This window comes from Luminiphilus syltensis NOR5-1B, from assembly GCF_000158175.1.
Taxonomy (GTDB): domain Bacteria; phylum Pseudomonadota; class Gammaproteobacteria; order Pseudomonadales; family Halieaceae; genus Luminiphilus; species Luminiphilus syltensis.
Genome location: NZ_DS999411.1, coordinates 2,592,698 through 2,615,213 on the forward strand (window position 1 = coordinate 2,592,698; position 22,516 = coordinate 2,615,213).

The 22,516-nt window shown below is 55.8% G+C and carries 17 protein-coding genes; 7 read left to right on the plus strand and 10 right to left on the minus strand.

Annotated elements, in window-relative coordinates; translation table 11 throughout:
• Nucleotides 1–92: 92 nt before the first annotated feature.
• Nucleotides 93–1,109, minus strand: a complete 1,017-nt coding sequence (locus tag NOR51B_RS11720) for a phosphotransferase (RefSeq protein WP_040482080.1) — start codon at nucleotides 1,107–1,109, stop codon at nucleotides 93–95.
• A 448-nt stretch (nucleotides 1,110–1,557) separates the two neighbouring features.
• Between NOR51B_RS11720 and NOR51B_RS11725 the strand changes: the two genes are divergently transcribed.
• Nucleotides 1,558–2,085 (plus strand): SprT family zinc-dependent metalloprotease, encoded by a 528-nt coding sequence (locus tag NOR51B_RS11725; protein WP_009020001.1) that lies wholly within the window; start codon nucleotides 1,558–1,560, stop codon nucleotides 2,083–2,085.
• Here the strand turns inward: NOR51B_RS11725 and NOR51B_RS11730 are convergent.
• Nucleotides 2,082–4,946, minus strand: a complete 2,865-nt coding sequence (locus NOR51B_RS11730) for a DUF748 domain-containing protein (RefSeq protein WP_195891497.1) — start codon at nucleotides 4,944–4,946, stop codon at nucleotides 2,082–2,084. The genes NOR51B_RS11725 and NOR51B_RS11730 overlap by 4 nt on opposite strands.
• A gap of 170 nt (nucleotides 4,947–5,116) precedes the next feature.
• Between NOR51B_RS11730 and NOR51B_RS11735 the strand changes: the two genes are divergently transcribed.
• The 3 genes from NOR51B_RS11735 to NOR51B_RS11745 are packed head-to-tail and all read left to right on the plus strand — an operon-like array spanning nucleotide 5,117 to nucleotide 8,270.
• Nucleotides 5,117–6,292 carry an acyl-CoA dehydrogenase family protein gene (locus NOR51B_RS11735; protein ID WP_009020292.1) on the plus strand — a complete coding sequence of 392 codons (1,176 nt, stop codon included), beginning with the start codon at nucleotides 5,117–5,119 and terminating at the stop codon, nucleotides 6,290–6,292.
• Between the two features lie 16 nt (nucleotides 6,293–6,308).
• Nucleotides 6,309–7,451 (plus strand): CaiB/BaiF CoA transferase family protein, encoded by a 1,143-nt coding sequence (locus NOR51B_RS11740; protein ID WP_009019638.1) that lies wholly within the window; start codon nucleotides 6,309–6,311, stop codon nucleotides 7,449–7,451.
• A gap of 27 nt (nucleotides 7,452–7,478) precedes the next feature.
• Nucleotides 7,479–8,270: an enoyl-CoA hydratase/isomerase family protein gene (locus NOR51B_RS11745; RefSeq protein ID WP_009018887.1), complete on the plus strand. Its 792-nt coding sequence runs from the start codon at nucleotides 7,479–7,481 to the stop codon at nucleotides 8,268–8,270.
• A 1-nt stretch (nucleotide 8,271) separates the two neighbouring features.
• Here NOR51B_RS11745 and rapA read toward each other — a convergent pair whose 3' ends face one another.
• The 3 genes from rapA to NOR51B_RS11760 form a co-directional block, all read right to left on the minus strand.
• Entirely contained in the window at nucleotides 8,272–11,025 is a 2,754-nt protein-coding gene (rapA, locus tag NOR51B_RS11750; RefSeq protein WP_009020740.1) for an RNA polymerase-associated protein RapA, read from the minus strand.
• A complete protein-coding gene (locus NOR51B_RS11755) occupies nucleotides 11,015–11,830 on the minus strand; it encodes a TatD family hydrolase (RefSeq protein ID WP_009020116.1) in 816 nt (271 codons plus the stop codon). The genes rapA and NOR51B_RS11755 overlap by 11 nt, the downstream gene beginning before the upstream one ends.
• A gap of 65 nt (nucleotides 11,831–11,895) precedes the next feature.
• Nucleotides 11,896–12,828, minus strand: coding sequence for a LysR family transcriptional regulator (locus NOR51B_RS11760; RefSeq protein ID WP_009021203.1), 933 nt, complete (start codon nucleotides 12,826–12,828; stop codon nucleotides 11,896–11,898).
• Nucleotides 12,829–13,157: 329 nt separating this feature from the next.
• On the opposite strand from NOR51B_RS11760, the gene NOR51B_RS11765 reads away from it, so the two are divergent.
• Nucleotides 13,158–14,393, plus strand: coding sequence for a hypothetical protein (locus NOR51B_RS11765; protein WP_154647674.1), 1,236 nt, complete (start codon nucleotides 13,158–13,160; stop codon nucleotides 14,391–14,393).
• On the opposite strand, the gene NOR51B_RS11770 is transcribed toward NOR51B_RS11765, so the two are convergent.
• The 5 genes from NOR51B_RS11770 to NOR51B_RS11790 all read right to left on the minus strand — a co-directional run bounded on the left by NOR51B_RS11770 (nucleotide 14,394) and on the right by NOR51B_RS11790 (nucleotide 20,253).
• Nucleotides 14,394–15,035: a class I SAM-dependent methyltransferase gene (locus NOR51B_RS11770; RefSeq protein ID WP_230198458.1), complete on the minus strand. Its 642-nt coding sequence runs from the start codon at nucleotides 15,033–15,035 to the stop codon at nucleotides 14,394–14,396.
• Nucleotides 15,032–15,442 (minus strand): cold-shock protein, encoded by a 411-nt coding sequence (locus NOR51B_RS15270; RefSeq protein WP_230198459.1) that lies wholly within the window; start codon nucleotides 15,440–15,442, stop codon nucleotides 15,032–15,034. Before NOR51B_RS15270 ends, NOR51B_RS11770 begins: the two co-directional genes overlap by 4 nt.
• A 95-nt stretch (nucleotides 15,443–15,537) precedes the next feature.
• Nucleotides 15,538–18,303, minus strand: coding sequence for a valine--tRNA ligase (locus tag NOR51B_RS11780; protein WP_009021138.1), 2,766 nt, complete (start codon nucleotides 18,301–18,303; stop codon nucleotides 15,538–15,540).
• A gap of 24 nt (nucleotides 18,304–18,327) precedes the next feature.
• Nucleotides 18,328–18,747, minus strand: coding sequence for a DNA polymerase III subunit chi (locus NOR51B_RS11785; RefSeq protein WP_040482081.1), 420 nt, complete (start codon nucleotides 18,745–18,747; stop codon nucleotides 18,328–18,330).
• Nucleotides 18,748–18,756: 9 nt separating this feature from the next.
• Nucleotides 18,757–20,253 carry a leucyl aminopeptidase gene (locus NOR51B_RS11790; protein WP_040482082.1) on the minus strand — a complete coding sequence of 499 codons (1,497 nt, stop codon included), beginning with the start codon at nucleotides 20,251–20,253 and terminating at the stop codon, nucleotides 18,757–18,759.
• A gap of 119 nt (nucleotides 20,254–20,372) precedes the next feature.
• On the opposite strand from NOR51B_RS11790, the gene lptF reads away from it, so the two are divergent.
• Nucleotides 20,373–21,461: an LPS export ABC transporter permease LptF gene (gene lptF / locus NOR51B_RS11795; protein WP_040482589.1), complete on the plus strand. Its 1,089-nt coding sequence runs from the start codon at nucleotides 20,373–20,375 to the stop codon at nucleotides 21,459–21,461.
• Nucleotides 21,454–22,515, plus strand: a complete 1,062-nt coding sequence (gene lptG / locus NOR51B_RS11800; RefSeq protein ID WP_009019566.1) for an LPS export ABC transporter permease LptG — start codon at nucleotides 21,454–21,456, stop codon at nucleotides 22,513–22,515. Before lptF ends, lptG begins: the two co-directional genes overlap by 8 nt.
• The last annotated feature ends 1 nt before the right edge of the window (nucleotide 22,516 follow it).

Here is a 22,516-nt window from a genome sequence, read left to right on the forward strand (position 1 = left end):
TCGCATTGAAAGGGCACTGGTCGTGCCCGTCAACGTGGCGTCCCTACCCGTCGGGGCGTGAAACTGACCGTTGGGGCTGGTTAGCGCGATCCCTATTGAATGAACCCGACACCGAGATCAGCTAGGGGCTTCACCTGCTCGCCGCGGGATAAGGCCTCTTCGCTGGAGGCGTTCCCTTGAAGTGCGCGTTTTTTTACGCCCTGCAGAATGGCTGCAAGTCGGAAAAAGCAAAACGCAATATAGAAGTTCCAATCAGGTATGGCTGCTCGGCCGGTGCGTTCGCAATACTGCTGAATATAGACATCGTCCGAGGGAATGGAGAGCGCAGCACGATCGACGTCGGCAAGTCCACTGACGCCTCCGTCCCGGGGCAACTGCCACGCCATGACCTGATACGCCAGATCGGCGATGGGGTTGCCCAGTGTTGATAACTCCCAATCGAGCACCCCGATGATTTTCATTTCCGTGGGGTGGAACATGACATTGTCGAGGCGATAGTCACCGTGTACCAACGCCACGCGGCCATCGTCTTCGGGCATATTCTCGGGCAGCCACTTCAATAGTATTTCCATCGATTCGATGGTTTCGGTTTCGGATGCGCGGTATTGTTTGGTCCAACGGCTGACCTGGCGCTCAAAGTAATTACCGGGGCGCCCGTAATCCCCCAAACCAACAGCATCAACATCAACCTCGTGCAGTGCTGCCAGAACCCGATTCATCTCATCGTAGGCCTGGGCGCGCTCGCTGTTGGATAGCTCGGGCAGAGCGGGATCCCAAAAGACTCGCCCTTCGATAAACTCCATGACATAAAACATGGAGCCAATAACCGACTCGTCTTCGCACAAAGCGATGGGCTTGGCGACGGGGACTTGTGAGCCATAAAGCGCTGAAATAACCTTGAATTCGCGATCTACCGCATGGGCAGATTTGAGCAGTTCTCCCGGTGGTTTCCGACGCAAAACATACTGCTGCGCTCCCGCGGTCAGCTTGAAGGTTGGGTTGGACTGGCCCCCTGCAAATTTTTCAGCCTGAAGTGATCCGTCGAAATCTCCAACGTGCTCTCGAAGCCAGGCATCAAGGGCGGGCAGATCCATTGTTTGCGTTGTCATTATTGCTCCTCATTGGGCGGTTGCACCACCCGTATGCATCGCATGATGCCAGAGTCAGCAAGGGGTCAAAAGAAGTACTCAATCGCTTTTGCTGCGATCGATCGGTTGAAGGCCGGCGACCATCGCTATAGGCTGCCGAGATCAGGCTATCTACCTCTACCTCGCCCTTTAAACAGCAGTGGGATTTATGATCAGGTGTGCTTCATTGTCTATTCCGGACCAGTGGCTGGGCGAGGGGGCAGGCTGCACTTCATTGGCCTCCGATCGCGACGCTCGATGCCCCCCCCCCCTTTTTGCCTGAGCCTAAGCCTATGACTCTGAGCCCAACTTGCGTAACCTCTCCTCGAAAATTTCAGCACCTGTCGGAACCGCTGCCACACCGCGTCAATGGCGCGTTATTCAAGATCAACCAAGATGAAGTCTTTGCCCGGGAATCCATTGCTTGTCGATGAACCGCTATATCGAACCGATCAATGACGAGCAACGCCAGGACGTAGATGCGCGAACCCAACGCGCAGTGGCCACGGCGTCGCTGATTTTACAGGTCAATTTGCCTGCGATCACGGTGCGATTTGATCTGCGCGGATCGGCTGCGGGAATGTTCTGTGCACGGTCCGGTGAGCGCTGGATTCGCTTCAATCCGTGGCTGTTTGCAAAAGATTGGCAGCGACACGCCAGTGATACGGTTCTGCATGAGGTGGCCCATTACGGAGTACACATGGCCTATCCCCCGCGGAGCGTCAGGGCTCACGGCCCCGAATGGCGGTCCTTGGTCTCACAACTCGGTGGTAGTCCCGCGGCCACATTCGACGATAATCTGGAGGGAGTGCCTACCCGGCGCCAGCGACGTCATCGCTACCACTGCGGTTGCCAAACCCATTGGCTTTCAAGCACACGCCATAATCGGGTGCTGCGAAGAAAAGCGACCTATCACTGCGTGCAATGCGGTCGTCGCTTGACGGGGCCTGTCGATTAGCGTGCCACCACCGAGAGGCTCACGCCGAGAAAGTCGGTATTGTCGCTTTGCCAGGCATCAATAACCGCACGCTGTGGATCAAAACCATCGATGTTGACCATATAGGCTTTGATAGCCGCCGCGCGATCAGAGGCCAGATTCTGGAAGACCGTATCATCCAGTGGTTGACTGCCGTAGACAGCGTCTAGCTGATCTGAGAGCGGCAATGTAGCGTCGATACCGCGCTCGCTGGCGAGGGTTCTCATTGCCGTTTCCCATTCGAGACTGCGTGTTTTGATAGCTTCAGCGGTTATCCCGCGGCGCTCAAGCTCCGCCGCTACGGCTTTTCGGGCCAGTGCTTCCCGGTCGATAATCCCATCGATAGAGGGAACTAACCTGACCGCGAGCTTGGGCCGTTGCAGCAATCCGCCGGTGATGACATCGAGATTTGCTGTGGCTTCAGGGGTAAGGTCGGCCCTGCCGGCCACGAAACGAATCTGGTCGGGAACGTCTTCTTCGCCGACGAGTGATGCGAGGAGTTTGAAGGGCGCTGCGACGACATTGGTTATCAGTGTGGCTGTGGCCTGGGCTGCAGCGGAAGCAATACCGAAACTGGGATCGTCGACACTACCGCTGACCGGCAGCGTGATGTCGATGACCCCGGCGGCGTTGGTGAGCAATGCCACTGCGGCTTTGATGGGCAGCCCGGTGCCCTCAACACCGGTATCCCTGTCGCCCAGTTTCAATTGCTCGACAATGACGTTATTGCTCCCGTTTACCCCACCATTTTCCAGCGTGTAGTCGAGAGTGACTGACATCACGCCGCGCTCGATCGGATAACCGGCGTAGGTCGCGCTGTACGGTGTGAGACGTGCAAGATCGACGCCGCGCATGGTCATCTCAAAAAAGCCGTTCCGTGGCGAGCTGAAGTGCCCCAGCTGGCCGTCGAGCGTTACCGGCGCAAAGCCATCGATAACGCCCTTACCGTTGACTTCCACAGTGCTGTCGGTTGCCGTATCGAATCCCGTCATTTCCACGTAGAGCTCTTCGATGGGGGCGGTGAATTTCACAGCCAGGGATTCGTCTCGAAATGCAATCCGACTGTCATAGATATCCGCGTCGGGTATCTGAATACGCCAGCCGGTATCGTCCGATTCAAATTCTTCGGCTTTCTGCTCGGCATAGCGTCCAGCGCTAACAACGACCTCGTCGGTTATCCGCATGATACGGTTTGCGTTGAGTGTACCGTCCTCAAGTATGACCAGACTACCCTCTATTCCAGTGAGATGAACTGCGCCAAGTACCAGCGACTGCGCGGGTGCATCAAGGGCGACATCTTCAATCCGCAAGCTGCGAAGCCTGAGAAGTTCTGTTCCGGATCCGGGGATTGTCATATGCAAATCTTCGACTTCGAGGCGCCCGTTCAGGGTATTGGGAAGGTAATTTTTGAGATCCACTTCTGCAGACAGTGAGATATCTCCGGATTCAAGTGCCAAATCGTAATCTTCAGCGACCAATGGCTCTGCCAGTGTCAGTGGTAGCGCCTCGATCTCGATTTGCGCTGTAAAAGCACCCGTACTGAGCAAGCCATCACCGGTAACATCAACGGTAGCCGTTTCGTTTATGGTCATCCCCAGCGAAAAGGGCGACCGCTCGGATACGGGCCAGCCAAAACTGCCTTTACCGGAACTGATATCGCCAAGATGCAAGTGGCCACCTTTGACAAGCGGCGATGTTATCTGAACGTCGCCTTCACTGAGGGTCCAGCCGGCGACGGCGAGGGACCATTCATTCAGGGGCTGGGCGGGCTCGGCTGTATTGGCCATGGTATCTTCTTGCAGTTTTGTGTCAGCCGCTGAATCGGCCCCGCCCGCTTTTTCACCGGACGGCATGAACAGCGTCGCGAGCGTAGCACCGTCGCGATCAGCCGAGGTCTCTATGCGCAGTGCGTCGATGTCGATGAGGCCTAATTCAACATGACGCTGGGCAAGATCCACAGCGATTGATGGAATGCCGAAGGAGGCCAGTGCGAACCGGTCTGCTACGCGATCTACCGGGTCGTTCTGCATTGCGATGTTATTGAACAGGAGCTCGCTCAGAGCGATCTCGCCCTTGGGCTCTCCCACGACCTCAAGATCAACAGAAAACGACGTGCCGACAGCACCTGAATCGAGCACGCTGGCGACATCGGGCATCAGGTAGGGCCACCAGGGTGATAGCGCCACGCTCGTGATGTCGCCCCCGCCCTCGATCAAACCTTGAGCAACCTGAAGCTCCAGCGTGGCGGTAAGGCTTCCCCCAGTTTCCAAGGCTGTGCTTAGCGAGAGCGTGCCAGGGTCCGCGTCGGTACGCGTTGACAATCGGTCAATTTTCACCTGCGTATCAATGAGCGCGTTGTTGAACACCGCAGCTGATGACTGGTCGCGAAGGCCAAGACGATCCACGTCAATGGCTATGGCATCGGCAAAGAACACCGGCGCGTTGCCGGATTCCGCTTCAGTTGATGGATCGGTCGTTATTAGATCGGTGATATTCAGTGAGCCGTCCGGCAGCAGGATGAGCTGAGCTGACAAGCCCGAGATATCGATGCGTTGCAGGGCGATTTCAGAGCGCAGTAACGAGCGCCACAGTCCGGCGTTGACACGGAAACGATCGAACTCAAGCAGTGTGTTACCGGTGGGTTCATCCACACGGAAATCATGGATGGTCGCGCTCAATGTGATCGGGTCGATGAAGGCCACGCCAGAGGTGACGGTTCGATTTAAAAACGCAGAGGCCCGCTTCTCCAACACGATATTGATTGCGGGATTTACCACCACGATGACCAGCAGCGCATAAACCAGATACATCCAAAAGAGTGCCTTAACTACTTTCCTGAGCAAAACGAAAACCTCTATGCAGCGAGTGGGCAGCGGCCGCTTTTGGTTTACACTCCATGCGACCCGATGCTGCGTCGACATCGAAGGCTTCTACGATAAAGGTTTCGTCTGCTCGACGCGAGTTCGTCGCCAAGTGCGATTGCAGGGTGTTGATAATTATTTAAGGGGGTTAAGTGCTGCCGCGGCTTTTTACAGAGGAACAGAACGCCTTCAGGACCGCATACCGTCGATTTCTCGCAGAGACGGTTGTGCCGCATATGGAGCATTGGCGAGCGCAGGGTATTGTCGATCGCTCCGTATTTCAAAAGGCGGGGGAGCAGGGGTTTTTGATGGTGTGGCCCGACGAGGCCTACGGAGGTCTCGGCGACGATGATTTTCGTTTTGAGCAAATTATTATCGAGGAGGCGGCGTATGCGCGCACCTCCGACTGGTTTTCAAGCCTGCATAGTCGATTGGTCGGACCCTATTTCACGAGATTTGGAAGCCCGGAGCAGTGTCAACGGTATCTGCCAAAGTGCGTCTCCGGAGAGTCCATTTTAGCTATTGCCATGACCGAGCCGGATGCGGGCAGTGATCTCGCGGGTATTCGCACCAGTGCGACGGAGCACCCGGATCACTGGGTGCTCAATGGTCAGAAAACCTACATTTCCAATGGTATTAACGCGGACGTGGTGATTGTTGCGGCAAAGACAAAGCCCCAGCAGGATCCTTATCACCTCACTCTTTTCATTGTCGAGCGCGGGATGCCCGGGTTTGAGCGCGGCAGAAACCTCAAGAAAATGGGTATGAAGGCTCAGGATACCGCTGAATTATTTTTCAATGAGGTCGTTGTACCGAAAGACCAGGTGCTGGGAGAGCCGGGTAGGGGGTTTGCCTATCTAATGGAGGGCCTTGCGGAAGAGCGGCTTATCGGGGCGGTGGCGTATCTGGCATCGGCCCAGCTTTCGTGGGATCTTACCGCCGACTTTGTCCGGTCGCGAAAAGCGTTTGGCAAAGCGGTTGCAAGCTTTCAGAATACGCAGTTCGCGCTGGCTGAGTTGCGGACCGAGCTGGACGTCGCCCAATGCTATATTGATCAGCAGGTGGCTGCCTTCAACGCGGGTTGCCTGACCGCCGTTGACGCCGCGAAATCGAAGCTGATGACCAGCGAGTTGCAGGTCAAGGCGGCCGATATCGGCGTGCAGCTGCATGGGGGTGCAGGTTACATGGATGAGTATCCCATCAGCCGGCAGTTCACGGACGCGCGAATTTCACCGATTTATGCGGGCACTTCGGAGATTATGAAGCTCATCATCGGACGAGACTGTTTAGGCCCGGACTACCAACCTTTCAACACCCGTAATTTTTAGTGGGGAGTCACAGCAAATGGGTGCACTAAGCGGTTTTCGTATTATTGAATTGGCAGGAATCGGTCCAGCACCCATGGGGTGCATGATGCTTGCTGACATGGGCGCCGAAGTGATTCGTGTCGAACGTCCGGGCGGCAATGCCCTATACCTTGATCCGGTATCTGCACGGGGTAAGAAATCGGTGTCGTTGAACCTCAAAGCAAAGGCGGGTGTGGATGCGTTTCTTCAGTTGGTCGATAGCGCCGACGTGTTGGTAGAGGCCTATCGCCCGGGTGTAGCTGAAAAACTTGGGGTAGGTCCGGACGCCTGTCGCAAGCGTAACCCGAAGCTGGTCTACGCGAGGATGACCGGATGGGGGCAGGAGGGACCGCTGGCGCAGACCCCCGGGCACGACATCAATTACATTGCCCTGACGGGCGCTTTACATGCGGTCGGTCGTCGAGGAGAAAAGCCGGTGCCGCCACTGAATCTTGTGGGCGACATGGGTGGCGGCGGCATGTTGCTGGTCAACGGCGTACTTGCCGCGCTTCTGGAAGCGCAGGGATCTGGAGAGGGGCAAGTCCTGGATGTGGCGATGATCGATGGAACGGCTCAGCTCATGTGGATGACCCAGGGAATGCAGCAGATTGGCGCCTGGGATGACACTGAGCGCGGCGTAAATCTGCTCGATGGCTGCGCCCACTTTTATGACACTTATGAGACCGCCGATGGCAAGTATATCTGCGTGGGAGCGATCGAATCCCAGTTTTACGCGAAGCTGGTGGAGCTCGCCGGAGTCGACCCCGAGCTGTTCAAGGATCAGCATGATTCAGCGAGGTGGCCTGAGCTGACCGAGCGCCTTGCGGAGGTATTCCTCAGCAAAACGCGGGATCAGTGGTGCGAGATCATGGAGGGAAGCGAGGCGTGTTTCTCTCCGGTATTGACACTCTCAGAGGCCCCCGATCATCCGGCCAACAGGATGCGATCAAGCTATATCCAGGTTGACGGCATCACCCAGCATGCGCCGGCCCCGCGTTTCTCGCGGACCCCATCAGAGGTGAAGCACGGAGTGCGTCCGGCAGGCGCTGACACGACTGCGGTACTGGCTGCCGCAGGCGTGAGTAGCAACGACATCGCCGGGATGATTGACGCCGGGGTTGCGGCTCAAACCAACGAATAATCGATTGATTTCAGGGATTAACTACGCATGAGTGACTACGAAACACTGGAAATACAGCGCATTGGATCGGTTGCGAAACTGCTGCTTAACCGCCCATCGAAAATGAATACGTTTAACGGCACCATGCGTCGCGAATTTGCGATGGCCGCCAGAGCATTGAATCTTGACAGTAGCGTCCGCGTGGTCATTCTAGGCGCCAATGGCAAAGCGTTCAGTGCGGGTGCCGATTTGGCCGAGGATCCTGAAGAGTTTGGCAAAGGCGATCTGGTTCACGATGTTCTGAATTTCGAATACAAGCCTGGGGTGATGGCGGTGGCGGAGGCGCCAAAGCCGTGGATAGCGGCAATAAATGGAGCCTGCGCGGGTGTTGCCTACTCCTATGTTATGGCGTGTGATCTGGTTGTTATGGCGGATAACGCGTTTCTATACCAGCCGTTCGCTGCGATCGGCCTGATACCCGATGGTGGATCGACCTGGTTATTGCCGCAACATGTGGGTTCGAAGCGGGCATTTGAGCTCATGGCACTCGGCGAAAAACTGCGTCCCGAAAAAGCGCAGGAGTGGGGATTGATCAATCGCGTTGTCTCTGCGGATGCCCTCGCTGAAGAAGCGCTGACGCTGGCGCAAACCCTGGCTGAAAAATCCCCCCTCGCACTTCGCTATACCAAGGCGGCGCTAAAGTTCTCGGCAGAACACGGCCTCGCCGACGCCATCGGTAATGAGGCGGAGTTGCAACGGGTTTGTATCGACAGTGAAGATTGCCAAAATGCTATTGCGGCGTTTTTTGAAAAACGAACCCCCGAGTGGAAAGGCCGGTAGTCTAGGTCGCGATAACGACCCGCAGTGCTTGTTGTTGGAGCTGGCAACCACTAATAGCCCGGGCACTATCGGTTATACGTGCCTCGATGGCATCAATCTCGTCCTGACGTACGGACGGATTGACGCTCTTCAGGAAAAGCAATCGCTCGCGTTCTGATTCGAGTGACTCCTGCATTTCTTTCTGTGCTATTTCCAGGACGCCTGCCATGGCTTCTCGAGCGAGGGTTTCGGCTTTTTCGATCTGTCGCTCGAGTTGCGCCTTGATGCTTCGGATAACGTTGGCTGAGGTCGCCGCAGGAACGGGTTGAATCAACTGATTGAGTGCCTCATGACTAATTCCTTGAGCCACGTTTTTGCCGTCGCTACTGATAACAAAGCGATGCGGCGCGAGGTCTACAAAACGACCGAGTTCAAGATGCGCAGGTGCAATACAATCAATGGTAAAAATGGCTTCCAGTAAAACGCTTCCCGGTTTTATCTTGGAATGTTTGAGTGTTCCCAGGGTCGCGTTACCCAGCTCACTGTGCACCACGATGTCGATCGCCTCGCGAATAAGCGGATGTTCCCAGGTGAGAAAAACCATGTCATCGCGGGCTAGGGCGCGCTGCCTATCGAAGGTAATCGTGGTGCCTTCCTCACCCAGCGCAGGGAGTTGTCCCGTGATCATCCGTTCCGAGGGCCGTAACACGTAGCTGCCCTCGGCGTGATAATCCTGATCGATACCAATACGATCAAATAGTAGCTCAGCAAACTCCTCAATTTGCCCTGGAGCCTCGTGGTCCTCTACGGCCGCAATAATCTTCAGACCTACGTCGGGCCGGTGGGAATTTAATTCGAGCAATTTATCTCTGCCCGCCTGCATTTCTGACTCCAGTGCCTGACGAAAATGTCGGGTGGCCTGCATAAGTTCAGCATGGTCACTGTCAGGGGTCTCCAATGCCATGTGCAGCGCCATCTCGAATTCGGAATAAACAGCATGGCCTACTGCCGAGCTGTGGGTAAACGCCGCCAGGCCCTCATCCAGCCACTGAAACAGTACGGCCTGGGCAGAATTCTTAAGCCATGGCACATGAATATTGACCGCAGACTCCTGACCAATCCGATCGAGGCGGCCGATACGCTGCTCTACAAGGTCGGGATTAAGTGGCAGGTCAAAGCAGATCAGGTGATGGGCGAACTGAAAATTGCGCCCCTCGCTACCTATCTCTGAGCAAATCAACGCCTGGGCGCCGCCTTCCTCTTCAGCGAAGTAGGCGGCCGCGCGGTCGCGTTCAACCAGAGTCAGTCCCTCATGGAACGCAGCGCAGCGGATGCCAGCCTGGAGGTGCAAGTACTGCTCCAGGGCTAGTGCGGTCTGGGCATTGGCACAAATGACCAGGACTTTTTGCGGACGCAGTTCCCGAAGCGTTGTTTCGAGCCAGTGTACCCGCGGATCTTTAGCAAGCCACGTTGACTCTTCGGTACTCAGCTCGGGATAAAGCTCTGTTTTATGGTCCGCGTAGCCCTCGGGCAGCTCAAGGGGATAGGAATGGAGGGTTCGTACGGGAAATCCGGGCACCGAGGCGCGAGTGTTACGGAAAAGCACTCGGCCAGTCCCATACCGATCGAGTAGCTGATCGATTTGCTCGCTGGGAGTGGCATCTGTATCGACGCCCTCGGGTAAGTGATCGGCCGTCGAGCCTGCCAGCAATGAATCGATGACCGTATTCCATTCGGCGTAATGGCGCTGCTCCTCAAGAAATTCATCGATTGAGGAGAAGCGACCGGCATCAAGCAGCCGCAGTCTGGCGAAATGACTTTCTACGCCCGCCTGCTCCGGTGTCGCGGTGAGCAGCAGCAGGCCCTTGGGGAGACCCGACAGCGCCTCGACAAAGTCGTACAGGCGATCTTCCTCGGCTGAGGCATGATTTAAGTGGTGCGCTTCATCAACCACCACAATATCCCAGTTAACCGACATGGCGAGGGCACGTGCGTTGGGGTGGTCAGAAAAAAGACTGAATGGACAGAGGATGAGTTGCTCCGTTTCAAACGGCGAAGCGTCATCGATATCGGCGAGGCGCTCGGCGTCAAACAGCGAGAAATGCAGATTGAAACGACGCAACATTTCCACCAGCCATTGATGAATCAGTGCATCGGGAACCATAATCAACGCGCGCTGCGCTCTACCCGTGAGCAGTTGTTGATTGAGAATGAGCCCGGCCTCGATGGTTTTGCCCAGGCCCACCTCATCGGCCAGCAATACGCGAGGGGCAAACCGTCGGCCCACTTCATGGGCTATAAACATTTGATGCGATAGCAGCGAAGTGCGAGCCCCCAGCAGACCACGAAAAGCTACCGACTCGGCGCTGGCGCGGTGCTGCAGGGTGGCAAATCTGAGTTTGAAGTCCGCGATTTTGTCGAGCTGATTGTTGAGCAGGCGATCTTTGGGCGAGCTCAGCTGGATATGGGAATCGAGCTCAAGTTCCGAAACCGCGGTAATTTCATTGTTTTCTTCCACTTTATAGACAAGCACGCCATCGTGATGCTCGACGTCGGTAACGGTGAACTGTTCCCCGTCCACGCGATTGAGGAGGTCACCCGACTTTAGCGCGAGTCGTGTCAGCGGCGCGCGGTCGGTCGCGTAGGTTCGATCTTCACCGACCGCGGGAAAATGGACGGTAACACGTCGCGGGTCGACCTCGACGACTATCCCCAGGCCCAGCTCCACATCAGCGTGGCTCACCCATCGCTGCCCCAGTGCGAACTCAGTGGTCATGACTAAAAAACAATTTCATGCTGTTTTCCCTCGCCACGTGAAGGAGTTCCTCGACGTCGACATGTTTAATTTCTGCGATTTTTTGCGCAATAAATGGAAGGTAGTAGGGAGCATTCTGGCGACCACGGTAGGGCACCGGCGTCAGATAGGGTGAATCCGTTTCAAGCACGATCTGGTCGATGGGTGTTGCCTCGATCACCTCACGCACATTATCGGCATTTTTGAAGGTGGCAATGCCGTTAAAGCCAAGAAAAAAGCCGCGCTCCAGGCAGTACTCGGCAAGCTTGATACCCGATGTGAAGCTGTGAATTACCCCGGGGCTGTGAGTGTCCGGGCGATGGCTGGAGAGTATGGATTCGGTATCAGTATCTGCCTCGCGGGTGTGAATAACGACCGGTAGCTTCATTGACTCCGCCAGCTGCAGCTGTTGCTCAAAGGCGATTTGCTGCTGCTTACGGTCGGAGTGCTCGTAAAAATAGTCGAGCCCGATCTCACCGATAGCAACGATACGGGGGTGCTGGGCACCTGTCCGGACCTGCTCAAGCACCGCCGGTGACCATTGATTGGCCTCATGGGGATGTATGCCCTGGGTGCCCCAGACCGTGCTGTACTGATCGGTCAGCTGCTGCACCCTGTTCTGGTTGTCGGGTGATACCGCTATGGTGACAATACGCTCGACCCCCACTCGATGCGCCTCATCAATGGTCTGGGTGAGTGCGTCCCCATCAAGGTAATCCAGATGACAATGAGTCTCGATGAGTGGCGTTACGAACGTTGGGATTGGTACCTTAACCTTACGGCCCATGCAAACTCCTCGGCAGTCGCGTCGATTATCTCACAGCGGACGCATGGCCAACAAAGATTGAAACGCTAGCCGCGGTGTACCATCCGCACCCGCATGCTGCGTACGGTGTCGATGATTTGATTCCATAGCCATTGGTGAATGGGAGAGCGACTGGTGCGTTCATGAGCGACCAGGGAATAATCCACGTTGCGTGTTTCCCCGGGTGGCAGCGGCAGGGCGACAACATCTCGGGTGGCGCCGTCATTGCGAGCGAGATAAGCCGGACATACCAGCGTGTAGTCTGTCTCCCTTAAGACCTCGAATGCAGTCAGAAGATGTGAAGTTTCGAGTGTGCCGACGGGGGCGCCGTTGAGAACCGTTTCATTCAAGCCAGACTGGGAGCGATCCGCCACATAAAGGTTGATCATCGGAAATTCGGCAACTGAAGCTCGTGTCAGGGTGTTGCCCACCAAAGGGTGGTCTCGCCTGACGAATAATGCCAGCGGCGAGCTGGCAAGCGGGAAGGTGCGGTATTCGGGTGGGTAGCTGTCACGCGTAATCTGGATGCAAAAGTCGAGACTGCCCTGGGCGAGCAATTCAAGCTGGTTTTCAGCACGCGTAATGGTGCGCAGCCTAAGTTTTGGCGCCTTGGACTGTAGGTGGCCTGTTAACGGGGGCAGTAGCGTAAAGCCGACATACTCGGAAATGGCGATGCTAATTTCACCCCGATAGGCGCCTGGGCTAAATTCTCCCGCGTCCAGCAGAGACTCTATTTTATTGAGCAATCGATAAAGCTCTGCAGATAATGCCATCGCTCTCGGCGTGGGCTGGATTCCGCGCTTTGACCGCGAAAAAAGCGGGTCGTCAAAGGTTTCCCTGAGACGAGCAAGGGTTTTTGACATCGCAGGCTGAGTAATGGACAGCCGCTCCGCGGCTCTGGACACGCTACGCTCCTCAAGCAGAACGTGCAGCGAGACGAGCAGATTCAGGTCAGTTTTGGCAAGTAAGCGAATGTTCACGGGAGCATTATAACCTGGAGGACTAGGCTGAATAAAAACAATACATTAGATTTATTTTCTTATCTGCAGGATTCTCAACGCCTGCTGAATTGATGTCCGTTGAGTTTATCTGCTGTACATGCAGCGCTCAGCGGTCCCATCCAGGTCATGTTTACCCGCCGTAATGGCGGGTTTTTTTTAGTTCATCGCGGGTTGGGGGGGCCACGCCTGGGCCGGGTACCACGTCATACGGAAAGCGGGGAGGGTGACCAGCCCTGAATTCCGCGATGAACCTCCTTTTTGACCAGACATGGCTAAACAAGCGCCTTAAAACATGGCAAGGTTCCGATATGTCTCGCTTATTTTTGAACCCCTCACTGGCGCTTATCGTCGTGTTCCTGATAGCGCCACTCACGGCCAGCGGTGCTGATACCAAGGTGTTCGGGGTTGAACTTCGCTTCCCCGCGTCAGAGAGCAGCCCTCCTGAGGCGCCCAATACGACCTCCCGGGACCTCGTTTCGCTTCGCGAGGCGCAGGATCGGCTGGCCACGCTGCAGGCTGAGAAGGGCCCCTACCATCCCGATTTGTCGCATATGTTGCTTGCAGAGGCTGAGCGCGCCCGTTCTGTAGGGCAATCGCGACAGGCACTGGAGTGGTACGACTGGGCACTGCACAATATTCGCGTTAACAACGGCCTCGGAGATCCAGCCCAGTTACCGGTGCTCGAGGAAATCATGGCACTGCAGCGCCAAATGGGCGACCGCGAGGCTCTGAGTGGCCGCATCGAATATTTCTATCGCATCATGGGGTCTGGTCGACGCCCGTATAGCCCCACCCGACTCGAGGCGTCGCTCGCCTACTTACGCTGGCATCAGGAACTGTTGATGGTCGAATCCTGGCAGGGGGAGTCGCGGCGGGTGCTTCAGTTATACGAGGGGGGAAAGCTACTTCAGGAGCGGGTCTGCACGAGCGAGAAGTGGTCCCGCGAGTTCTGTGAGGCGTTTACTTTAGCGCATTTGGGAACGCTGTATTTAATCGAACATCACCTGATTACCGATTCCGTCATTGATGGACCTGCGGAAGGCATCAACCAGCCATTCGTATCCCCTGACATGCAGCCTAATCCCTCTGAACAGAGGCTTAATCAACTCGCTAAAACCGCTTATTCTGCGGGGGCTCGACTGTTAAAAACCAACATCAAATACGTCGAAAACAAGACCACATTGGAGCTGGCTTTGGCGGACTGGTATTGGTTTCAGGGACGTCGCGGCCAGGCGCTCGACATTTATGATCGACTTAGGAAAGGCCAGCCACCGATGTTTTCCGACCCGGTACCCCTGCCAGCACTGCCCACACTGGATCGGGATCCCCAACTGAGTGAGCGCATTCAGACGGTGTCAGCCGTGTTTACGGTCACCGACGGCGGCAGGGTGACCGACCTCGACGTAGAACTCGTGGACAACGAGGCGGACGCCTCGGTCATCTGGGTGGCTCGGTCGTTAAGACGGCTTCGTTTCCGCCCTGCGTTCAATGACCAGGGCCGTATTGATCAAAAGGTCCAACTGACCCTGCAAGCCATGCGTTGATCAGAGATTGTCGATGACCAGTAGGGCGCCGCTTGCCTTGATCTTGCCCTTTACCTGCCACTCGAGTAGTTCACCACCATGGCGTTTGATGACGCGTTCAGCCATATCGTGGAAGGGAGGGCGCTCGGGGTCGGCGATAATGACTTTTTTAACCCCTGCCTTGATGGCACGATCGATCATTTTCCCTACGGGTTTGACCAATTCATCCCAGAAGCACACATCGCCAGCCACCAGAATATCGACGCTTTCGAGTTCGGACTTGCTTAGTTTTTCAAACCGCTTGACCAGTGGTGTGGTCTGAACCTTATTCAGGTTGGCAACACTGTCCAAAAATGGGAAAACGGCAGGATCGGCGTCCAGTGAAATGACCGAGGATTGCCACTTTTTTGCACACCAGATGCCGGTAACGCCCCAACCACATCCTGCATCAAGCACCACTTCGGTTGAGGGCGGCGGATTTTTGCAAAGGTAGTCGATGATCAGGCAACTGGATTTCCAGAGCTTGGTGCCATGAATACTGGGCTCATGGCCTGCGCGTTTGACACGCCGGATCGCCGGGTGACTGCTGGTGGGCATAATCACACCGCGGAACCGGCGTTCCTTGACTGTTTTTTTTGATGTCTTGTCCTGCGCAGGGCTCACAGCGGAGACACATCCTCTGCCTGCGGGCCTCGCTCGGTTTCAGTGACTCGATAAGCGACACGCTGGCCTGGCTTTATCTCTCGCTTGCTCAGCTGTTCCACGTTGCGGAAGTGGACGAAAACTTCGTTACCATCGTCGCCGGTGATAAAACCGAAGCCTTTTGTTGCATTAAACCACTTGATGCTACCCTTGGTGCCGGTGCCGGTGCCGGCAGGGATGACCGTCGCGGGGACCGTAATGCTGGCATTACCGATGAGGGTTGCAACAATGGCAACCACTAACAGTCCCACGAGCCAGTTATATGAAAATGCCGGCAAAAAGGTGAGCGCGAAGTAAACGGCAATCGCCAGCGCTACATTGAACACCATCTTACCGGTAGCGGTTAGATGTAGACTTGAGGAAGACATACCAGAATCCGTTGTTGTTTGGTGCGCGGCATTCTATCAGAAGAGACTCGAACACCGCGCCGCTTTTCAATTCGGCGCGCCGTTTCAACGCGTGATTATCGTAATTGCTCGATTCGTTTTCTTTGCGCGGTCAGTGATTCCAGAGCCTCCCTGGCTGAGTCCAGTTTGGCTCGCTCCTTGTCAACGACCTGAGCCGGTGCTTTATCCACAAAGCTGCCGTTGGCCAGCTTTTTTTCAATTCGCTCAGCCTCTGAACGCTGTCGGGCTAATTCCTTGTCGATGCGGCCCAATTCCAAATCCAGATCAATAACCCCCTCCATTGGCACCAGTACTTCCAATGCGCCGCACAGGGCAGATAGCGCAGGCGGAGGGTCATCGGTCGCGGAGAGCAACTTGACTGATGTGACCTTGGCGAGTTTCTTTAGCAGCGGCAAATGACGATCGAGGCGAATCTGGTCTTCGTTGTCGCCATTGCGGATGACGACATCGAGTTCCTTACCAGGCGCGAGATTGGCTTCAGCCCGGATGGTGCGAAGGGCGCCGATCAGTCCTTTGAGCCATCCAATTTCAGTCTCGGCATCAGGCTCGATCTGAGCGTCGTTGACCGCGGGCCACGGTTGAAGCATCACCGTTTCCCCATCGATCCCAGCGAGGGGTGCAACACTTTGCCAGATCTCCTCCGTGATAAAAGGCATTAATGGATGCAGTAGGCGAAGTATCGTCTCGAGGACCTGAACGAGGGTTTGGCGGGTTCCCGCGAGAATCGCCGGGTCACTATTGTCATCCCACAACACCGGTTTCGAAAGCTCCAGATACCAATCGCAGTATTCATTCCAGATGAAATCGTAAAGTACCTGCGAGGCTCGATCTAATCGATATTGCGTGATCGCCCGATCAAACTCTGTCGTGGTCTGTTGCAGGCGGCTGAGGATCCATCGGTCGGCGAGGGTCAGCTCGATGGCAACATTGGGATCAGAGCGATGACCCTCACAATTCATCAGTACATAGCGCGCGGCATTCCACAGCTTGTTGCAGAAGTTACGGAAACCCTCCATCCGCCCAATATCAAACCGGATATCCCGACCCGTACTCGCCAGGGAGTAAAAGGTAAAGCGCAGGGCATCGGTGCCGTAGCCCGTTATGCCGTCAGGGAAGTGTCGTCGGGTCTGCTTTTCTATTTTCCGAGCCAGCTGGGGCTGCATCATAGAGCTGGTGCGCTTGGCAATTAGGTCGTCGAGTGAGATGCCATCGATCAAATCAATGGGGTCGATCACATTGCCCTTCGACTTGGACATCTTTTGCCCATCGCCATCGCGAACCAGACCGTGAACGTACACGGCTTTAAACGGCGCTTCACCCAGGAAATGCAGGGACATCATGATCATCCGTGCTACCCAGAAAAAGATGATATCGAAGCCAGTTACCAGAACAGAGGTCGGATGGAAACGACTCAGCTCTGCGTGTTGTTCGGGCCAGCCCAGTGTCGAAAAGGTCCACAGTGCTGATGAAAACCAGGTATCCAGCACATCCTCGTCCTGATGCAGGCCAACCGTTGGCGAAAGACTGTATTGCTCGCGGACTGCAGGTTCATCTTCACCGACATAAACATTGCCCGCGTCGTCGTACCAGGCTGGAATTCTGTGGCCCCACCACAGCTGTCGAGAAATACACCAGTCCTGTATATCGCGCATCCAGGCAAAGTAGGTGTTCTCCCACTGCTTCGGTACGAATTCGATATCTCCGGATTCGACAGCGGCAATGGCGGGTCCCGCCATTTTTTTGGCATCGACGTACCACTGAGGCGTGAGGTAAGGCTCTATGACCACGCCTGAGCGGTCCCCCCGAGGCACCTTAAGCGTGTGATCATCGACTTTTTCCAAAAGTCCCCGGGCGTCGAACTCGGAAATGATTTTCTCTCGGGCTTCGAAACGATCGAGCCCGCGATAGGGTGCCGGCGCTTCATGATTGATCGCCGCATCCGGTGTAAACACGTTAATCATCGGCAGATTGTGCCGTTGACCGACCGCGTAGTCGTTGAAATCATGCGCGGGTGTTATTTTCACGCACCCGGAGCCGAACTCCGGATCGACATATTCGTCGGCGATAATCGGTATTTCCCGATTCACGATGGGCAGGGTGACCGTCTTTCCCAAAAGGTGCTGGTAACGGGAATCTTCGGGACTGACCGCGACCGCCGCGTCGCCAAGCATGGTCTCGGGTCGAGTGGTGGCGACAACCACATGTCCGCTGCCATCGCTCAAGGGGTAGCGGAAGTGCCACAGAAACCCTTTCTCTTCTTCCTGGACCACTTCAAGATCTGAGATGGCGGTATGGAATTTGGGGTCCCAGTTGACCAGGCGTTGCCCGCGATAGATCAACCCCTCTTCATAAAGGTCGATGAACACCTTTTGGACGGCCCTGGAAAGACCGGGGTCCATCGTAAAACGCTCGCGGCTCCAGTCGGTGGATGCACCGAGTCGGCGTAACTGGCGGGTGATGTTGCCGCCCGATTCGGCTTTCCATTCCCATACCTTCTCGACAAAAGCGTCACGGCCGAGCGCTACCCGCGAAGTGCCTTGATCCTGGAGCTGTCGTTCCACAACCATTTGGGTCGCGATACCGGCGTGATCGGTACCCACCTGCCACAAGGTATCCTGACCGCGCATTCGGTGATAACGCACCAAAGCGTCCATAATCGCCTGCTGGAAGCCATGCCCCATGTGCAAACTACCGGTGACATTGGGCGGTGGTATGGCAATGCTGAAGTAGCCATCGCCCCCTCGCGGTGCGAAGTAACCCTTTGCTTCCCACTCTTTGTACCAGCGCGTCTCGATGTCACCGGGTGAAAATGTTTTTTCCATCTGTAGTCTCAGAAATGTCGGGGTTTAGAGATCATGCTTTTTAAGCGGATAACCGCGATCTCGATAAAAGCGCCAGGCGTCTCGCAGGGCGGCCAGAGCCGACGGGTCCTGACTGACCACCTCGGCCACGCGCTGGAATCTGGAAAACCACGGGGGGGCGGTTAGCGCGAGGTTGATAAGCACGTCGTCATGATTATCCGGTTCCTGCCCCCAGGTGATCGTGACATCTTCGGGAGTCGTTGATGACATGAGGGCATGAGGAACAAAGCTCACAGCTTTTTGCGACCACAGGAGGTCGTCAATCGTCTTGGCGTTGGACTCGGTGTCGGCATTGATGAGTACACGGTGACCCCGGTGATAGGCCTTCTCGGCCAACCTCACGGCCACACTGAGACGTGATTCCGGCTGCCTCGACGTTGTGACATAGAAATCCACCCGGGTCACGTCGGGATCCTACTTTCCGGCGCGCTTACGCAGGTATTCCACAAGCAGGGGGACTGGCCTTCCTGTTGCTCCTTTGGGCGCACTTCTGAACGCGGTACCCGCGACATCCAGGTGTGCCCACCGATAATCTTTGGTAAACCGCGCCAGAAAGCAGGCTGCCGTGATACTTCCGGCACCGGGCCCACTACCGATGTTGGCAATATCGGCAAATTTACTCTCAAGTTGTTTGTCGTAATCGCTCCAAATGGGCAACTGCCAGGCGCGATCATGGCACTGTTGGCCCGCCTGAACCAAGGTGGCGGCCAGTTCGTCGTCATTGGCGAATACACCCGAGGCGACATTGCCCAGGGACACAATGATAGCGCCGGTCAATGTCGCGATATCGACAACCTCTGCAGGGTTATAGCGGCCGACGTACGTCAGCGCATCACATAAAACCAGGCGACCTTCGGCATCGGTATTTAAAACTTCGATCGTCTGGCCAGACATGCTGGTTACCACGTCACCGGGTTTAGTGGCCCGCCCGCTGGGCATATTTTCAGCAGCGGCAACAACGCCGACGACATTGATAGGCAGTTCCATATCGGCAATCGCCTGCAGTGTGCCAAATACGGATCCGGCGCCGCCCATATCGAATTTCATTTCGTCCATTTTCGGACCGGGCTTGAGCGATATACCACCGGTATCGAAGGTGATTCCCTTACCAACCAGCGCGTAGGGTCGAGTTTTCGCCCCAGCCCCCTTATATTCCATGATAATGAGCTGAGAAGGCTCATCGCTGCCATGGCCTACCGACAGTAGTGATCCCATACCCAGCGATTTCATTTTCTTTTCGTCAAGCACCGTGGCCTTAATCGTCGTGTATCGCCGTGCCAGTTTTCTGGCCTGACTACTCAGGTAGCGAGGGGTACAGATGTTGCCCGGAAGGTTGACCAGTTCGCGGGCCAGATTGGCGCCATTGGCTATTGACTGCCCGATCTCCAGATGGAGCCTGGCACGCGCAACCGTAAGTTCATCACCTATATCAACCGTCACCTTCTTGAGACTGGGCTTCGGCTTTTTTTCGCTCAATGTTTCATCGTAGTGGTAGGCCGTCATTGCCAGTTCACGGGAAAACCACTCGAGTACACGCGGCAGGGTTTCACCATCGATCTTCAGGTCGGCGAGATGGACAAGTGCATCTTTTGCTTTGCCCTTCAGCAGGGCATTCGCAGCGGCGGAGAGCATCTGGCGGTGACCGGAGGCGGCAAAGTCCGAACTTTTTCCTGCGCCAACGAGGACAATTCGCTGAACGGGGCCATCGCCCGTAAGCCAGGCCGTGGTTCCCGTTTTACCGGTAAAATCACCGAGCTCGAGAGCTTTTCCGATCAGGTCGGAGATGGCTTCCCCCAGCCCATTGAAACCCTTAGGGGCCTTACTGTCGCTGAAAACAGGCACTACTAGGCATTGGGTCTTGGCGGGGGTGGAGCTGGAGAATTTACGGGCAGTGAGTGCGAATTGGCTCATTTGAGGATTCTCAATATCAAAATAGGGTAGGAGGCGTAGTGTATGATGGTCTGGCGCGCAACAAAACAGTCGAGACGCCCAAGCGCCATATTAAATCAATGGTCCCGGAGCTCCCAGTCATGCGGACTTTAAAATATTTAACAGGCGACATTCTGGCCCATGCGCTGGCGGTGAGCGTTGTGCTCTTTCTCGTTGTGTTCAGTGGCCGTTTCATCCGCTATCTGGCGGAAGCCGCGGTGGGCGCTATCACCAGCGATATTCTGCTGCCGGTGATGCTGTTCAAGCTACCGAGTTTTTTCGAGCTAATCCTGCCGCTGGGTCTGTTTATTGGCATTCTTCTTTCGCTGGGTCGATTGTATGCCGATAGCGAACTGGTAGTGCTTAAGGCCTGCGGTGTCGGCCCTGGTAAATTAGCGACTTACCTGCTACTGCCGGCACTCGCCTTTTCATTGGTTGTCGGGTTTTTATCCTTGTACCTCGCACCGGAAGGGTCAGCTCGGGCGCAGGCGATGCTCGACAATCCCCGTTCTGCCGAGGGTCTGCAGCAGTTGTCGGAAGGCCGTTTTAAAAAGCAGCGTAGCGGGAACTTCGTCAGTTACGCCGAAACCATCAGTGATGACGGTGTTATGCACAATATCTTCGTAGTAGAGAAGTCGGAGGCGGGTACTGCCCGGACTCGCGTCACCTATGCGGATGCCGGGGAAGTGGTGGTTGACCCGGAGAATGGGCGTCGTTATCTCGAACTCCGCGACGGCGCGCGCTACGAGGGTGTTCCGGGGCAGGCTGACTACACCGTGACCAAATTCAAGCGTTACGGTGAATTGATACCCGAGCGAGAAGGGGGCATCCGCGACAACCTCAAGACCGATGCTATTTCCACGCGGTTATTGCTCAGTGATTTCTCGCCGAGTGCACAAGCCGCATTGTATTGGCGCTTTTCCCTACCTGTGCTGGTTCCGGTGATCAGCTTGATCGCACTCCCGCTGAGTCGGACGGATGCCCGTCGGGGTCGTTACGCCAAGCTGGCCCCGGCGTTGTTGGTGTTTCTCGCTTACTTTATTGGGCTGACCCAAGCCCGAACCGCGGTAGAGTCCGGTGATAGCGGCTGGTGGTTCGTCGGTGTGCATCTGATATTCACGCTGCTTGCCGTAGTGCTGACGTTTTGGGAGCAGTTATCGAAGCAGCTGAGGTCAAGCCTTCGTGGGTAAAATCGATCGATATATAGGCCGTGCGATCCTGGGTGGCACTTTCGCTGTTCTCGGCGTGCTGGTGGGATTGGATGCGCTGAGTACGATTGTCGATGAGGCAGAGGATCTGTCAGACCGCTATGGGTTCATTGACATGATGAGCTATGTGGGGCTGACCTTGCCTCGCCGAATTCATGAATTCATGCCCTTTGCGGCACTCATTGGTGCCCTGGTTGGCTTGGGACGGCTCGCGGGTTCCAGCGAACTGGTTGTTGTACGTTCAGCGGGCGTCTCGATAGGGCAGTTGGCGATTTCAGTAATGAAGCCGGCATTGCTTGCCGCGGTGGTCGGATTTGTCGTTGGCGATTTTATCGCCCCTTCCTCGGAGCAATTAGCGATTACCCAGCGTGCACTGGCGCAGCGATCTGAGTCTACGGTCTCCGCGCGACACGGTAGCTGGAACCGTGATGGTGGCACCTTTATCCACGTCAGCGCGGTTCAGCGCGGTGGCGTTGCTTATGGCTTATCCCTGTTCAGTTTCGATGAGGACAAGCACCTTGTACGTTCATTGAATGCGGAGCGGGGGACTTACCGGGGTGATCACTGGCTTCTTGAGGAGGTGGTACTGACACAGCTGGAGTCTGAAAAAACCACGGTTTCTCAGTATTTGACCTGGCGATGGAATACGCAAATTACCCCGGATCTCCTGGTGCTTGAAGTTGTCGAACCGGAGAGCCTACCGGTTTTCAAGCTGTGGCCATGGGCCAAGTTTCTGGAGCAGCAAGGCCTGACAGCCACCGATATTGAGTTGGCATTCTGGCGTAAGGTGACACAGCCACTGGCGATTGCGGGCCTGGTACTGGTGGCAATGTCGTTTATTTTTGGCCCGCTGCGCGAGGGCAGTATGGGCGCCAGAATCTTTGCGGGGGTCATTGTTGGCGTGATGTTTCGGATTAGCCAGGATTTCTTCGGCCCGGCGAGTGTGCTGTTTGGCCTGCCACCCGTGCTCGCGGCGATAACTCCCATTCTGTTTTGTTGGCTGGCCGGTATTTGGCTTTTGAATCGCCGAACCTAGC

What these genes read in the sequence shown, in the direction of transcription:
- NOR51B_RS11720 (WP_040482080.1), bottom strand. Translation starts at nt 1,109, where the DNA reads ATGACAACGCAAACAATGGATCTGCCCGCCCTTGATGCCTGGCTTCGA.
- NOR51B_RS11725 (WP_009020001.1), top strand. Translation starts at nt 1,558, where the DNA reads ATGAACCGCTATATCGAACCGATCAATGACGAGCAACGCCAGGACGTA.
- NOR51B_RS11740 (WP_009019638.1), top strand. Translation starts at nt 6,309, where the DNA reads ATGGGTGCACTAAGCGGTTTTCGTATTATTGAATTGGCAGGAATCGGT.
- NOR51B_RS11745 (WP_009018887.1), top strand. Translation starts at nt 7,479, where the DNA reads ATGAGTGACTACGAAACACTGGAAATACAGCGCATTGGATCGGTTGCG.
- rapA (WP_009020740.1), bottom strand. Translation starts at nt 11,025, where the DNA reads ATGACCACTGAGTTCGCACTGGGGCAGCGATGGGTGAGCCACGCTGAT.
- NOR51B_RS11755 (WP_009020116.1), bottom strand. Translation starts at nt 11,830, where the DNA reads ATGGGCCGTAAGGTTAAGGTACCAATCCCAACGTTCGTAACGCCACTC.
- NOR51B_RS11765 (WP_154647674.1), top strand. Translation starts at nt 13,158, where the DNA reads ATGTCTCGCTTATTTTTGAACCCCTCACTGGCGCTTATCGTCGTGTTC.
- NOR51B_RS15270 (WP_230198459.1), bottom strand. Translation starts at nt 15,442, where the DNA reads ATGTCTTCCTCAAGTCTACATCTAACCGCTACCGGTAAGATGGTGTTC.
- NOR51B_RS11780 (WP_009021138.1), bottom strand. Translation starts at nt 18,303, where the DNA reads ATGGAAAAAACATTTTCACCCGGTGACATCGAGACGCGCTGGTACAAA.
- NOR51B_RS11790 (WP_040482082.1), bottom strand. Translation starts at nt 20,253, where the DNA reads ATGAGCCAATTCGCACTCACTGCCCGTAAATTCTCCAGCTCCACCCCC.
- lptF (WP_040482589.1), top strand. Translation starts at nt 20,373, where the DNA reads ATGCGGACTTTAAAATATTTAACAGGCGACATTCTGGCCCATGCGCTG.